12 protein-coding genes and 1 pseudogene are annotated in these 14,647 nt (G+C 53.2%); 4 read left to right on the top strand and 9 right to left on the bottom strand.

The features are described from left to right. Positions 1 to 2: 2 nt before the first annotated feature. The 8 genes and pseudogenes from tssG to HB779_RS25235 form a co-directional block, all read right to left on the bottom strand. The gene (gene tssG, locus HB779_RS25270) at positions 3 to 1,010 is read right to left on the bottom strand and encodes a type VI secretion system baseplate subunit TssG (protein WP_188346647.1); all 1,008 of its coding nucleotides are present in this window, start codon (positions 1,008 to 1,010) and stop codon (positions 3 to 5) included. After that, positions 1,007 to 2,809, bottom strand: coding sequence for a type VI secretion system baseplate subunit TssF (gene tssF, locus HB779_RS25265; protein WP_188346646.1), 1,803 nt, complete (start codon positions 2,807 to 2,809; stop codon positions 1,007 to 1,009). Before tssF ends, tssG begins: the two co-directional genes overlap by 4 nt. Then, positions 2,802 to 3,293 carry a type VI secretion system baseplate subunit TssE gene (gene tssE / locus HB779_RS25260; RefSeq protein ID WP_188346645.1) on the bottom strand — a complete coding sequence of 164 codons (492 nt, stop codon included), beginning with the start codon at positions 3,291 to 3,293 and terminating at the stop codon, positions 2,802 to 2,804. The genes tssF and tssE overlap by 8 nt, the downstream gene beginning before the upstream one ends. Before the next feature lie 3 nt (positions 3,294 to 3,296). Further along, the gene (locus HB779_RS25255) at positions 3,297 to 4,109 is read right to left on the bottom strand and encodes a type VI secretion system accessory protein TagJ (RefSeq protein ID WP_188346644.1); all 813 of its coding nucleotides are present in this window, start codon (positions 4,107 to 4,109) and stop codon (positions 3,297 to 3,299) included. Beyond that, positions 4,106 to 5,554 carry a type VI secretion system contractile sheath large subunit gene (gene tssC, locus HB779_RS25250; RefSeq protein ID WP_188346643.1) on the bottom strand — a complete coding sequence of 483 codons (1,449 nt, stop codon included), beginning with the start codon at positions 5,552 to 5,554 and terminating at the stop codon, positions 4,106 to 4,108. The genes HB779_RS25255 and tssC (HB779_RS25250) overlap by 4 nt, the downstream gene beginning before the upstream one ends. Before the next feature lie 153 nt (positions 5,555 to 5,707). After that, positions 5,708 to 7,190 (bottom strand): annotated as a pseudogene (gene tssC / locus HB779_RS25245) (type VI secretion system contractile sheath large subunit). Continuing rightward, positions 7,191 to 7,712 (bottom strand): type VI secretion system contractile sheath small subunit, encoded by a 522-nt coding sequence (gene tssB, locus HB779_RS25240; RefSeq protein WP_188346642.1) that lies wholly within the window; start codon positions 7,710 to 7,712, stop codon positions 7,191 to 7,193. 118 nt (positions 7,713 to 7,830) lie between these two features. Further along, complete coding sequence (locus HB779_RS25235; RefSeq protein ID WP_188346641.1) at positions 7,831 to 8,946, bottom strand: ImpA family type VI secretion system protein; 1,116 nt, start codon at positions 8,944 to 8,946, stop codon at positions 7,831 to 7,833. A 282-nt stretch (positions 8,947 to 9,228) separates the two neighbouring features. Between HB779_RS25235 and tssH the strand changes: the two genes are divergently transcribed. The 4 genes from tssH to HB779_RS25215 all read left to right on the top strand — a co-directional run bounded on the left by tssH (position 9,229) and on the right by HB779_RS25215 (position 13,398). Beyond that, on the top strand, positions 9,229 to 11,871 hold the full coding sequence (tssH, locus tag HB779_RS25230) for a type VI secretion system ATPase TssH (RefSeq protein WP_188346640.1): 2,643 nt from the start codon (positions 9,229 to 9,231) through the stop codon (positions 11,869 to 11,871). 80 nt (positions 11,872 to 11,951) lie between these two features. Continuing rightward, entirely contained in the window at positions 11,952 to 12,428 is a 477-nt protein-coding gene (locus HB779_RS25225) for a type VI secretion system tube protein Hcp (RefSeq protein WP_188346639.1), read from the top strand. Between the two features lie 191 nt (positions 12,429 to 12,619). Continuing rightward, positions 12,620 to 13,150, top strand: coding sequence for an OmpA family protein (locus HB779_RS25220; protein WP_188346638.1), 531 nt, complete (start codon positions 12,620 to 12,622; stop codon positions 13,148 to 13,150). A 71-nt stretch (positions 13,151 to 13,221) separates the two neighbouring features. Next, on the top strand, positions 13,222 to 13,398 hold the full coding sequence (locus tag HB779_RS25215) for a hypothetical protein (RefSeq protein WP_188346637.1): 177 nt from the start codon (positions 13,222 to 13,224) through the stop codon (positions 13,396 to 13,398). 96 nt (positions 13,399 to 13,494) lie between these two features. Here the strand turns inward: HB779_RS25215 and HB779_RS25210 are convergent, their stop codons facing one another. Further along, positions 13,495 to 14,535, bottom strand: coding sequence for an NAD(P)-dependent alcohol dehydrogenase (locus tag HB779_RS25210; RefSeq protein ID WP_188346636.1), 1,041 nt, complete (start codon positions 14,533 to 14,535; stop codon positions 13,495 to 13,497). Between the last annotated feature and the right edge of the window lie 112 nt (positions 14,536 to 14,647).

Below are 14,647 nucleotides of genomic sequence, written 5' to 3'. Positions count from 1 at the left end.
ACCTAGACCACTGTCTCACTGACTTTATCCGGATCAAACACGGCATCGGTGCTGTCTTTGAGCGCAGGAGCCTGCTTGACCCAGAGATCCCATCCAAGCCTGCCGACGGGCGATCCGCTTTGCAAACGGGCTTCCGGGATATCTTCCTTTGCCAGAATAAGCTGAATTTCAAACGAGATTGAAGGGCCGCAATAGAGGCGGGCCAATTCGGTGAGTTCGGCAAATTTCTTGCGGGCGGGCATCAACGACAAATATTCGCCATATCGCAACGGACCTATGGAGATGCGGATCGCACTGCGCCGGTCCAGATACGACGAGCCGGCAATGGCCGTAACACCGAGCAAGGCATTCTCCCGCATATCGCTGCTCAATCGCGTCTGTTCCGATGGATCAACAGCAAGCCAGCGTTTCTGAAACTGATGGACCGTGACCTCATAGCCAAGAAATTCCGAGAGCATCAGTCTCAGATTGACAGCCGTGCGCCGCTGATTGGCAAAAAAACCTGCAAAATACAGGGGGACTTCCGGCTCGATTTTGAGGCCTTCAACGAGTTTTGGAGCAGCGAGACCCAGAAGGGCATAAATACTGCGGGTCACCTTGTTCTTCGGGCCTATACCAAAGAGCTGAATCAGGCTTGAAAGCCGGTACTTGCGTGAGCTGGCAAAGAATAGTTCGCGCAATTCGGCAGCAAAAATTTCAAGAAAGTCAAAATAGCTGGAGCTGCGCCGGCGTTTTTCGTCGAGAGCACGGTCTGTATAGACGGATGGCAATGCAGCGACCGGGCCAACCAGCCCGATATAGTTTGCATGGATACTGATGGCCTCGCCACGATTTTCTGCCGCCGAAAGTGGCGTTGCCGCGTGATTGTGCGTCGCATGCGATATGAGTGAAACATCAGAAACAGCTTTTTCGCCAGCGAGTTCAAGAAGCAGGTGTGCTGCGTCGGGATCAAACAGATGCGGCTCGGCCTTTAGCCGGTCAATCAATGATTCCCGTTGAATATCGCTCACAGCAATACCTCATCGGCTGTGCGCGGCGCAAAGCGAACCACTGGCAAGGCAAAACCGGTCAGCTGTACGGTGAGGCGGGCAAAAGTATTGATCGATGCATAAAGCCCGAAAAAGTGCGACAGGACCGATCCGAAAAGATAGGCCACGCCTCGGTCCATCAGGGCATCGTTGAATTCGATCGTCACATCAACGCCGTTTGCAATGGTTCCATCGCTCAGTCGCGCCGTCGCCTTCCGGCTGGTTACGGACACGATTGCCTCGATCATGGAACGCATCTCGGGGGCGTGTCTGAAATCGTAAAGCCGCAACATGCTTTTCAGAATTTCCGGATCACCGCTGGTCAGCGGAAGGTGATTGATGGACAGATGAGAGATGAGCTTCCAATACGATTCAGATTCAGTTTCAAAACGATGCGTGTGGGTTGGAGGGAGCAGGCAATTGATTTTGCCGACCTCGCTGACTGTCGCCTGGGTTTTGAAATAAGGCTGACCACCACCAAAGGGCAGAAGTTCCGGCAGGCCGCGATTGATGCAAAGCGTATCGATTGAGGCCACGAGATGATCCTGCGGCGCCACAGGATTAAGGTTCATATCGACAAATCGCAGTTTCCCCTTGAACGACTTGTTGTCTTCACCAATTTCCCGTTTGTACTGCCAGAACATATCGGCGCGATTTTCATTGGTTTGTTTCTTGCGGCCAAAGAAAGGAGGAACCTCCTTGCGCTGGCCTTTTTGATCCGAAATATCAACGCGTTCAATGGTATATATCTCCCGGGTCGAATTGTACCGGCTGTCAGGCAAGACATCATATTCGTCGTGCATGTGATTGACCGAGATTGGCTCTGCCCTTTGCTCAAACAGGTTGATCACCGGAGTGCAGTGCAAATCAAAACTGGTGGAATCCACGGCACTGGTCAGCGTGCTTGCCGGCGTGTCGAGATAGAAGAAGAGATGGAACTCCTTGCCCGTTATTCCGCTCAGAATGGGCCGCAAGCCGGTGAGTTCAAAAAAGAGGAACTTTTCAGGAAGAGCAAAGAATTCCGCCAGCAATCGAAAGCCGGGAAAGCTGCGTTTGGAATAGGGCAGCATGCGGTTGTCATGGTCAAAGCTGACAGTCTTCAAAGCGCTGGGAGGTAGCCGTAGCGCTGATTTGTCTTCACGATGACGCCCGACGGCGATGCCTATCGTGTGATTGAACAGCAGTTCGTAAAGGGCTGCTCCGGTTGCAAACGGGGCCTTGATAAAGAACGTAAGCCGATCGAGATCAAGGCTTCCAATGTTGTCCACTGCTCCGGTTGTTGAAATACTGATCGACAGGCATGCCGTTGGCGCCAGATCCGGTACGGGTGGTGCTACGTATGGCGGCTGTGCGAGCTTGCAATCCGTTACCGCGATGGGGTTGAGTTTCACATCTTGCGTGGTTGTAAACCGGCACGTATCGCCGCGCACCGGCTCGGAATCGGTGATCATGGCACGGGGCAAAAGGATTGCCTCGTCCTGTTGCACAGACGGGTCGAATTTGAGGATCGACATCGATGGAATTTGCGCAAGATAGTGCGGATAGAGCGATTCAAGCAATGTTTCCGTCAATTCCGGAAAATCATCATCGATCTTTTGCCGTATACGCGCAGCGCTGTAGGCAAAGCCCTGGATGAGCCGTTCCACATGCGGATCATCAACTGCTTCCGGAGTGAGGCGAAGCCGGCCGGCCACCTTTGGATGCTGCTGGGCAAAGCCAGCGGCGCGTTTGCGCAGTGCCCCAAGCTCCCGGTTGTACCAATTGAGAAAGCGGTTAGCCATGATGCGGCCCGCCAATCAGGAAATGCCGCGTGGATGGGTCAAGCGAGGTGTCGAAGACGATTGGCTCTACACCATCGGGCAGGAGCATTTCCGCTTCTATGCGCAGGTCAAGAACACGGTCCTGATCTCCGCGCGCCTTGCCCAGCCCGACCCGTACCCGCGCCAATCGCGGATCGAACGCGACAATCACCTTTCTGATCGCTTCGGCCAGATACAGACGCTGTTGCGTTGTCGCCAGCATCAGCCCGTGAAACCCCGGAGTTCCAAATCGCAACAGACTTGTCTCCAATTCCTCGAGCTCTTTTTCTATGCTGTGCGGCCACTGCTGGGAATTGAGCAGAGACTCGATGTCCCGGCGGACACTTTCCCGGATACGATTGATCTGTTCACGCGGTGTTGTTGGCTGATCGACCATCATATCAGGGTCGAAATCCATCAAACGATCGACAACAGATTCAAATGAAATCCGGGTGCTTGCGGCCATAACCTAGTTCACCGGGCCCGGAATAAACTCGATGGATGTGACATCAAGCAGTCCGACGACATCGTCGTCGACCAGCAGGCATTTCTGACCTTTCCCTGCATAAAGTCCGCCTCCCACTTCAACCCAGTCGGTTTCACGGCCGAGTTTCATCGCGTCGCTGGCATCCCGGGAAAAATACGTCGCTGGCATTACGACTTCCGATTGTGACTCATCGCGAAGCGTCAGCAATGCGTGCCGCCATGTCAGATCGCGGACACTCTGCACCGGCTGGAATTCCAATCGGCTGATCCGGTTGAAATCGATCCACATATAGGTGCCGTTGGTATGGAAAATTTCAATCGCGTGGGGAAGCCGATCATCAAGGTCGCGAAACGATATGGCATCCCGGCCATCAATTTTGACCGAGCCGTGAATAACATTCTCGGGAAAAGGCGTTGTGGCCTCACCATTTGTGCCAGCTGCGATTTTGCCAAGCACCAGTGCATTCTTCATCGACAGTTGATCGTGTTCACTTGGTCCATCGGGAAAAGCCGGAACAGCCCCTGTTTCAAACCAGGCTGCACGCGCATCGGCTGCGCGCAAACGACCGCGCAGGAGGGTCAAGCCCAAGGCCATATCAGGCACTGTATTCGACAAGATATCGGCTTGTTTGTCGGCACGGGCAAAATCGCCGCTCACAATCAGAAGGTCAATGAGCAGTCGCCTTGCAGCACTGTCAGTGGGGCGTTGTTTGACTGCGGACAGGCTGGCATCGATCGCACCTTGAAGGTCACCGGCATCGATAAGCTCTGAAACGCTGGTTGTTGCATCCGTCATTGACTTTTACCCTTACTGGATTGGTCAGATTTGCTGTTCATATCGGCAAGCAGCTGAAAACTTGCCGTGACATCATCGAGCTGAAAATGTGGTTGAAGCCGCATCACGCAGCCATAAACGCCCGGGCGTCCCGGTATTTCGCGCACTTCCACGGAAGCGGATCGAAGCGGGTGGCGCGCCTTCACCGAGGAATCCGCATCGTCATTGCCGATACAGTAGGTGAATAGCCAGCTCTCGAGCGTATCCCGCAGACTGTTGGATGTCGCGATCTGCCCCACATTCTCGCGCATGATCATTTTGAGGTAGTGGGCAAAACGGCAGGCGCACAGCACATATTGCAGCATGGACGCGATACGGGCGTTGCGGTTTGCGATATCAGAATCATACCGCGCCGCTTTGTGGACGGACTGGTTCGAATTGAAAACCAGATGCGGTGTATAAGGTACCGTTGAAACAGGCATGAACCCTGCCTCGCTCAAAATCTGCTCTTGCTCAGCATTAAGGCGCTGTTCGACTGGCGGCTGCGCAGCAAAATCATGTTTATCCGTGGGGAAAGCCACATAGGGCAGGCTATCGACCAGCCCGCCGCTCTTCTCATCTTCCCGGACGCCACGCAGGTCCGCAAACCATCCGGAGGAAGCATATTCCCTGAGGACCAGCATGGCGAAAGCAAATGCCGGATTGCCCCACAGCAAATTGTTGCCTTTTGGATCGATCTTTTCGCGAAACCGAAATCCGTCTGTCCGGGTAATATCGTTGGTTCGATAGGGTGTGCGAACCAGAATCCGAGGCAGGGTCAATCCGAGGAATCTTGTATCGGAAGCATTGCGCAATCTGTTCCAGCGGGTCGAGCGCTGGGGCTTGAGCAGGAAAGAAAGATCCGGCAACCGGTCAAGATCAGCAAAAGTTTCCAGTTCGAAAAGTGATGGATCAGCAGCGCATACGAAAGGCGAAAATGCCGCCGCCGCAACACCGGCAACGCTCTCTATGATCGATAGGTCGTCTGTGCCTGTTGCAGGATTGATACCAGCAGCAATCGTATAATCGCCAATCAGCAATCCATAGGGCTGACCGCCCGGCATGTCGAATTCCTGCGAATAAATCAGCTCGAACATCCGGCTTTGGTCAAAATCGGCAGCGCGTTCAATATCGCGCGCAATCTCCTTCCACTTGGCCGAGAAAATGCGAATTTGCACAGGGCTCGTGCTCGTTGGCATTTTGATAAGCTGGTACAGATTACGCCAGAGGGCTTCCAGCCGCTGAAACTCGGGATGGTGGATGATACGATTGACCTGTTCGGTCAAGATTTCATCGATAGCGTCGATCAGGCAATCGATCTGGAACCGGATATCATGCGTGGCAGAGCTACCCGGTGCGACAGCCTCCGGGAAGGAATGACGAGTCTCATATCGTTTTGAATCTGCTGTCAGACTCTCGGATACCACGAAATCATCACTCCTCAACTTCCGGCGGGCTTAAGGGAAGAAAGACCGCCTAAACACCAAAGAAGCGAAACATGACTGTTCCTGTTTCCGTTGGTGCAAGGCGGTCGTTGCGGTGAACCACGTCTTCCTGACGCGATGGCGTCAGGGATCAGTTTAGTTTCGTGCCTTCGGGATACGGGCAACCATGCGCAGAGAGGTTGTCAGTTCTTCCATCTGCAGCCATGGACGAAGCCAGGCAATTGCTTCATAGGAGCCGGGACTGCCTGCAACCGCTTTCACTTCGACACGTGCATCACGCAACGGATAGGCTGCACGGTTTTCTGCGCCGGCAGTATCGTTGGCATTGACGTAGTTGTTGATCCAGCGGTTAAGCCATGACTGACAATCTTCCGCTTCCATGAATGAGCCGATCTTGTCGCGGCCAATCACTTTCAGATAATGCGCAAAGCGTGATGTCGCCATCATGTAGGGCAGACGCGCGGAAATGGCAGCATTTTCTGTGGCTTCAGGACGGTCGTATTTTTCCGGCTTGTGTGTCGTCTGTGCGCCAAAAAACACGGCATAGTCTGTGTTCTTGTAATGGCAGAGCGGCAGGAAGCCGAGCTTGCCAAGTTCAGCGTCGCGACGGTCAGTGATGCCGATTTCTGTCGGGCACTTTGTATCCGTATCGCCATCATCACTTTGGAACACATGAACGGGCAGGGATTCAACCTTGCCGCCATTCTCGGCGCCGCGGATCGCCGTGCACCAGCCATTCTTGGCAAATGCATCGGTCAGGCGCGAGCCCAGGATGTAGGAAGCATTGGACCAGCAATAACTGCCGTGATCCATGGCCTTGTCGCCATATTTGATGGCTTCGTTGAAGTCGAATTCATCGATGGTCAGGGGTTTCTGGGCCGTACGGCATACGCGTGAGCACACGCGGCATCGTCAATGTGACGAAGCGGGAATCGCTGCTTTCGCGGAAGGAACGCCACTTGATATATTCCTTGGTCTGGAAAATCTTCTCCAGATCACGTGGCTTGGACAGTTCGGTGAAGTCATCGAAGCCAAATAGCGTCGGTCCGGCCGCTGCAATGAATGGAGCAAATGCTGCCGCAGCAACCGAGCTCATATTCTGCAGTGCTTCAATATCTTCAAACGAATTGCCGAATTCGTAGTCGCCAACCAATGCGCCAAAAGGTTCACCACCGGCAATACCGAATTCGCTTTCATAGATCGTCTTGAAGACCTTGCTCTGATCGAACTCTACAGCCTTCGACAAATCTCTTGATAGTTCGCGCTTGCTGACGTTCAGCACGCGAATCTTCAGGTTTGCGCTGGTTTCGCTGTTGTAAACCAGGTAGCGCAAGCCGCGCCAACTGCCTTCCAGTTTGCGAAATTCCGCATTGTGCATGATCTCGGCAACCTGCGTGGACAGCAGTTCGTCAAGCTTCTTGATCGCATTGTTGATCGTGACAGAAAGATTGCGGTTATAGGAAACCGTACCCTTCAAAGCCTCACTGGTGAGCGTACGCAACAACTGCTCGGTGCGGTCTGCGGAGGTTTGCTTGGTCGCGGAGATTGCCTCGTCAAGCAGGCTCTCCGTCACAACCGTGGTCGTGGTACCCTGCGATGCACTCTTGGAGGTCGCCATTTATTTTGTCCCTTTTTCGCTGTCGGGCTTTCGCTCGTCCAGTTCCGCAGCAAGCTTTTTCAAGTCAGCCTGATTCTGCAGAATGCGCTCAAGCAGCACTTCCAGATTTTCTGAACGGTCAGCCTTGGTCAGGAGATCGCGCAACTGATTGCGCGCGTCGAGCAAAGCCTTGAGTGCGGGCACCTGTTCGACGATGGAGCCGGGTTCGAAATCCTCGATCTTGTCGAATTTGAGCGCAACCGGCATTTCGCGGCCTTTACCCTCAACGGTGTTTTCGACGCGAATATTCAATCCCGGGGTCATGCGGCGCATAACGTCGTCAAAATTATCGCGGTCGATCTGTACGAACTTGCGCTCGCCAAAGGGTTTCAGCGGTTCTGTCGGATTACCGGAAAAATCGCCAAGAACGCCGACGACGAAAGGCAGTTCTTTCTCAACAACGGCACCCTCGGTTTCAACCTCGTACTTGATATGTACCCTCGGCTTGCGGACTCTTTCGAGTTTGTCGTGAACGCTGGCCAATTGTTGCCTCCTGCCAATATGTGCTTCTAAGAAGTGGGGGGATTATTGCAAACCCTTTAGAGTTAGCAACTATTTTCTCAGTTAAGGGGTGTACTGTTCTGGTAGAGTGAAAATCTGATCAATTTCCCTCGCGTTGTGAATTGGCATCTATACCAGCACGCAGAAGAACATCACGACGCAAATCATCCTGTGGAATGAGTTCCTCCAAAAGCCGCAGAAAGTCCATTCGACCGCGCCGAACCAGCGTTTCGAGAGCCAGGGGAATGGCTGAATTCGGCTCGCTTGCCCGGAAGAATGATGCAATCTGCAACAATTGTTCAAATGCCTGTTCGCGATTTTGAACGGCACCTGTAGGCGCTGCAACGGGGTGCGAACCATTCGGCTTGGCCGTTGGCGTGGAATCCAAGGGCTCGGCAATAACGGGCTGGGCCGGAATAACTTGTGTGACGAGTTTCCCCATTTCGCCGTAAGCTCCATTGATCGATTCCAGAACTGCTTGAATCCGGGAGACTGAAAACGCACCGATGTTGTTTTCGATCTTTTGTACCAGATAATCGTCAATTGATGTCAGAATCGCAAGCGCGCGCGCCGCATCGTTCTTGTTACGGCTGAAACCATGGGCATCGACATGTTCAAGCGCATCGCGAAACTCAGCCCATTCGGGGCTTGAGAGATCACGGAATGCCTGATCGAACGTCCAAAGGCTGAAGCGGCCATAGCTTTCGTTTGGAAGAAGCGAGACCAGCCGCAGCGGGCGTACCAGTGTTCCGTCATCCTGACTGCCGTTGAGACCGGTAAGAGGGGCCAGTTTGTCCGACAGATCCTCGTCATCGATCGAATGCATACGGTCAAAGTCGGTCTTGGCTATCTTTTCGAATGCGGCAAGTATTTCGGCCAGCGCATTAATGCCTTCAATGCGAACAGCAGCTTCCATGAGCCATGAGAATATTTCAATGTCCTTGGTGTGCAGGGACAAGGCCTCAAAGGAAAGGTCATGCACATTGCGCCATTGACCCGAAGGCTTATGCACAAAAGCTGCGGCATTGCGGGCGTTGCGTTCATCGTCCTGGCTTATGATTGCCGGATTTTCGATGGTTCTGTCTTCGGATCGCGCAGTTGAGCGAGCATCGCGGATCGCCTGATAAACGGAAACAAGCGTACTGTCGGTTCGAAGATTAACGCCGCAGGGGTTTTCCCCCGCGAATGCTATACCGAGAATTTCATAGTTATTCATTCGCAAAACCCAAATACGCAGAACTTTAGATGTCGTTTTGAACCTTAAGCCAAGAATATGTCAAATGGAACATTGGCATATGACAGCTACCGCTGCCGGTTTGGAAGAGCCATAGTGGCATTGTGCAAACAATAATGCACTAGTGATGTGGCGGTCACGCATTTGTTGGGGCATTGTTGTTTAGCGTGCGGTCATTTCCAGGGCGCGCGTTTTGGCGATTGATTTCCTGCTAGGGATTTTCCTATTGTACAGATGACGTGAGCGGGAGCAGGATTGTAATTCATGCCAAAACTGGATCTGAGACGACTGGTTCAAAAACTGGACGGAGAACTGGTCGTCGGGCTGGAAGAGGCTGTTGCTATTGCAGTCAGAAACAACCATTCCAATGTTGAAGTCGAACATTGGTTGCTGGCTTTAAACGACAAGAGCGATCGTTTTCAGGAGATAATTCAGCGCAGCGGCGGTGATCTGGCATCGATCGAAGCTGAAGCTCATCGCGCGCTGGAACGGTATCCGCGTGACAACACTGCGGCGCCAGCGATTTCTACGGGCATTATTGACGTCATCCGGGAAGCTTGGCTTGCGGCATCGCTGCAAAGCGGACGAACCAGCATTGGTATCGTGGACCTGTTGCATACGCTGCTCTCCGACAGCTCCCTGCGCGCGATGACCATCAGTTCCATCCCGTCTGCGCGTGATATCCGGCTCGGTGAATTGGAGCGGATCATTGAAGAGCGCGGAGCGGAGCCATCCGTTACGGCAAAGGCGTTGCCGGGCGAGACCGCACAGCCGCGGAGCGGCGATGAAGAATTCCTCTCGGCATTTACCATTGATTTGACGGAACAGGCGCGAAACGGCGAGATTGACGCTGTCGTCGGCCGTGAAGCCGAGCTGCGCCAGCTGATCGATATTCTCGTACGCCGCAGACAAAACAATCCCATCCTCGTCGGTGAAGCAGGTGTTGGCAAAACGGCTATTGTCGAGGCATTTGCTCTAGAAGTTGTTGCCGGCAATGTCCCGGAAATGCTGCGCGACATCCGTTTGCTCACGCTCGATCTTGGCCTTCTGCAGGCCGGAGCCGGCGTCAAAGGCGAGTTCGAGCGTCGTTTGAAGGGTGTGATAGACGACGTTAAATCATCGCCCGTTCCTGTCATTCTATTTATTGACGAAGCACACAGTCTTGTCGGAGCTGGCGGACAGGCAGGGCAGGGCGATGCAGCCAATTTGCTTAAGCCGGCGCTGGCGCGGGGCGAGTTGCGTACGGTCGCGGCGACAACATGGGCAGAATATAAGAAGTATTTTGAGCGCGATGCCGCGCTCACCCGCCGGTTTCAGGTGGTCAAGGTCGATGAGCCGGACGAAGAGACTGCGGTGCGCATGGTCCGCAGCCTTGTTCCGGCGCTGGAAAAACATCATCAGGTCAAAATTCGCGACGAAGCCATCCGAGCGGCCGTTGCCCTGTCAATGCGTTATATCCAGGGAAGGCAGTTGCCCGACAAGGCTGTGAGCCTGATCGACACTGCCGCTGCTGCCGTTTCCATCTCGCGCGCCACGGTGCCGGCGCAGATCGAAGATGCAAATCGTGCTATCGATCTTCTCAATCTTGAAAAGCAGCGGCTGGAGCTCGAGCCTGAGACGGCTGCGGGTGGTGAGCGGCTTGCCGATATTGAGCTTCAGCTTGCCGCGCTGCAAGCGAGTGCCAAGTCGTTCACAACGCGTCTTGAACAGGAAAAATCACTCGTTGAAGTGGCCGACAATGTTGAAAAGGCATTTAACGAGCCTGGAAACCGGCCAAAGCTGGGCATGCTGGAAAAGGAACTGCGCCTGCTTCAGGGCGAGTCCCCCCTGATCCACCGGGTTGTTGATCGCGAGACGGTTGCGGCCGTCACCGCGCGTTGGACGGGTATCCCTGTGGGACGTCTGGTGCGAAGCCTTGTTGAAGCTGTGCAGTCGCTGGAAGGACGTCTTCAGGAACGTGTCGTTGGGCAGGATCAGGCAATAGCTTTGATTTCTGATGCCATGATTACAGCCCGCGCCAATCTCGGTGATGACAGACGCCCGCCAGGTGTTTTCCTGATGGTGGGAACCTCGGGCGTGGGTAAAACCGAAACCGCTTTGGCTCTTGCAACGACGCTTTACGGCGGCGATCAGAACCTTACGATTATCAACATGTCGGAATTCAAGGAGGAGCATAAGGTTTCGCTCCTGCTCGGTTCCCCGCCCGGTTATGTGGGATATGGTGAAGGCGGCATATTGACGGAAGCCGTGCGCAAGCGGCCGTATGGCGTTCTGCTGCTGGATGAAATCGACAAGGCACATCCGGGTGTGCAGGATATTTTCTATCAGGTCTTCGACAAGGGTATGTTGAAGGATGGGGAAGGCCGGGACATTGATTTCAAGAATACGACGATCCTGATGACCGCCAATACTGGCACCAATACGTTGACAGCACTGGCTGCAGATCCTGATACAATGCCGGAAGGACAGGCTCTGGTTGATATGCTGCAACCCGAATTGCTTGGGCAATTCAAGCCGGCGTTTCTCGGGCGTGTGACGGTCGTGCCTTACAAACCTCTCGATGACAGAGTTTTGGGCCTCATTGTCAAGTTGCAGATTGAGAAAGTTCGCAAGCGCTTGCGCGATACGTACAAGGCCGACCTGATCGTCTCGCAAGGAGCAACAGAGGCTCTGATCGCCCGTTCGAAGGCCGTGGAAACGGGAGCGAGAGCAATTGAATCAACTATATCGCGTGAGCTGCTTCCAAAACTTTCTCGCAATATATTGCAATTGACACTAGAAAATGTACATCCGGAAGTTGTACGTGTAGATATAGATGGAGCCGGGGGCTTTCTTGTTTCCGTCGAACCGGTAAAACTATTGCAGGATCCGCCTGAACATCCGTCACAAAAGGATGGTAGGGGGTGAATACGTTGCCCTGATTTTACTTGGGCAATTTCAGAGAGAGGGTATATCCCGCAAGTCCTACTGACTCAAGGAGCTATATAATGCCAATTTACTTGCAGATTGATGGAATCAAGGGTGACGCAACCCACGAAACGCACAAGCAGTGGATGAACATCGAAGCCATTCATTGGAATGTTGGACGTAAAATGAGCACGTCAGCCGGTTCGGCAGCGAACCGTGAAGCATCTGAACCAACAATCAGTGAAGTTGTTCTGACAAAGGTCAGTGATTCCTCTTCGACGAAATTGTTTCAGGAAGCTGTTTCCGGCAGTTCGGGGAAGCTGGCCACCATCCATCTTGTCACAACAGACACACCTGGCCAGACCTATATCGAATACAAGCTCACCAACACGCTGATCGCCAACTATTCGATCGACTCGCATGGTGACCGTCCGGTGGAGACACTACGTCTCAACTTCACCAAGCTGGAAGTGAAGTACACACCATACGACGAAAAGTCGAACCCGCAGTCGCCAATGATCGCGTCTTACGATCTCGCCACCACAAAGGCGGGCTAAGCCAAATTCTGGACGATGGGGCGGGCATATGCCCGCTTCTGTCTCCGGTGCGATCATCGGTTGTCCGGTTGTTTCGGACATCGAATGCAAGCGTGCGTGTGAAAGTTCTTATAATGACGGTCAGTGCTTGAATTTGACCGTTGGTTAATTTAATCTGAACTTAACTTAGCGATCTACGAAGAGGTAACATCATGCGCCAGCTTTTCTCTCTTTCTGCGGCCATTTTGATCGGCGTTGCTTCACCAGCAATAGCGGGACCGGCCTATAAATCAGAAGATATCGTCAAGCATTTCGTCAACACGGCGGATCTTGGCAAATCCCGTGCTATTTGTGTTGGTACCGATCAGGAATGCGCAAAGAAAGCTGTAAACCCAGCTGCTTCGCCATTGAACATGAAGGTTACCTTTGAGCTGAATTCGGATCGCTTGACTGAAGAAGCCAAGCAGACCCTCGGTGAGTTTGCCAAGGCACTCAACGATCAGCGTCTGCAGGTAGCGACATTCCAGGTTGAAGGTCATACGGACGCAACTGGCACCGATCTTTACAATGACACGCTCTCCATGCGCCGTGCACAGTCCGTATCGGCTTATCTCAGCCAGCTTGGTGTTTCGCCAGAACGGTTGAAGGCTGAAGGTTTCGGCAAGCGCCATCCAAGCGTCAATGATCCGTTTGCGCCTGAAAACCGCCGTGTCGAAACGCGCCTGGTACTTCCGCAAGGCTGATGCCTGAGGAATTGACGGCAAATCGTGTTGGCGATTTTGCAGTCGATGGCGGCAAAAAGTTGTAATTTCTGATGGCGGAAGTCCGGGCAATCTGGCTTCCGCCAAATTTTATGGTGGCTGATCATTCTCATGCCGCCGCCATTCAGGTTGCGCCAGCATTAGCTCAATTGGATATTATCGTGTTTTTCTGGAAGCCAAGATTCTTGGTCTCTGATGCAAGCGCCAAAAAATATGCAATCGTTGATTAGCGCCATTCCAAAAAATGTTTTGGCCATAGAGCTCGTCTACCCCAACGGGATGTTAGGTGAGGGGGCTTTTGCAGCACCCCTCACCAATATCAGATATTACAAAGTGGCCATATCGATAACAAAGCGATAGCGCACGTCACTTTTCAGGACACGTTCATAGGCATGGTTGATATCCTTGATGTCGATGGTTTCAATTTCGGCAACGATGTTATGTTCGCCGCAGAAATTGAGCATTTCCTGCGTTTCTTTAATCGAACCAATGCCTGAGCCAGCAAGACTCTTGCGGCCCGCAATAACCGAAAATGCATTCACGGGTACAGGATGTTCCGGCGCTCCGACCAAAACCATGGTGCCATCGATCTTCAGCAAGCCGAGATAAGCGTTCCAATCAATCGCGATGCCGGCGGTGCAGATGATGACGTCGAATGTGCCCGCAAGAGTTTTGAAGGTTTCCGGATCGCTCGTTGCATAATAGTGGTCAGCGCCGAGTTTTAACCCGTCTTCTTTTTTGGACAAGGTTTGGCTGAGGACGGTGATCTCTGCACCCATTGCATGACCAAGCTTGACACCCATGTGACCCAGTCCGCCCATGCCAACGATGGCAATTTTCTTGCCCGGCCCTGCCTTCCAGTGACGCAGCGGCGAATAAAGCGTGATACCGGCGCAAAGCAGTGGTGCGGCGGCATCAAGCGGCAGGTTGTCAGGGATCGAGAGAACGTAGCCTTCTTTGACGACGATGGAATCTGAATAACCACCATGGGTTGGTGTGACGCCGTCGGCTTCGACATCGTTGTAGGTCAAAACGATGCCCGGCATATAATGCTCGAGATCGGCGTCGCGCGCAGCGCATTTGATGCATGAATTTACAAAGCAGCCGACGCCGACGCGATCACCTGTCTTGAACTTCGTCACCTTTGAGCCAACGGTGGTTACAATGCCGGCAACTTCGTGGCCGGGCACCATGGGAAATTTCGAGCCGCCCCATTCGTCCCGTGCCTGATGGATGTCTGAATGGCACACACCGCAGTATTTTACCGAAATGACCACGTCATCGTCGTTTGGCTCCCGCCGTTCAAAAACAAATGGAGTGAGTGGTTTGGACGCGTCGGTTGCCGCATAGCCTTTAGCAAGAGCCATGAATGATTCCTTTTGAAATGAAGAGGCGTTTGGAACCATTATTCATGGACTACGCCCGGCTCAGGGCAGTAGAGCAATCCTGCGAGCTTGTTGCACAATCCTACGAAGAGAG

The sequence above is a fragment of the Phyllobacterium sp. 628 genome, assembly GCF_014189505.1.
Classification (GTDB): domain Bacteria; phylum Pseudomonadota; class Alphaproteobacteria; order Rhizobiales; family Rhizobiaceae; genus Phyllobacterium.
The sequence above is the reverse complement of the archived record's forward strand: the minus strand, read 5'-3'. Positions and strand labels throughout refer to the sequence as shown.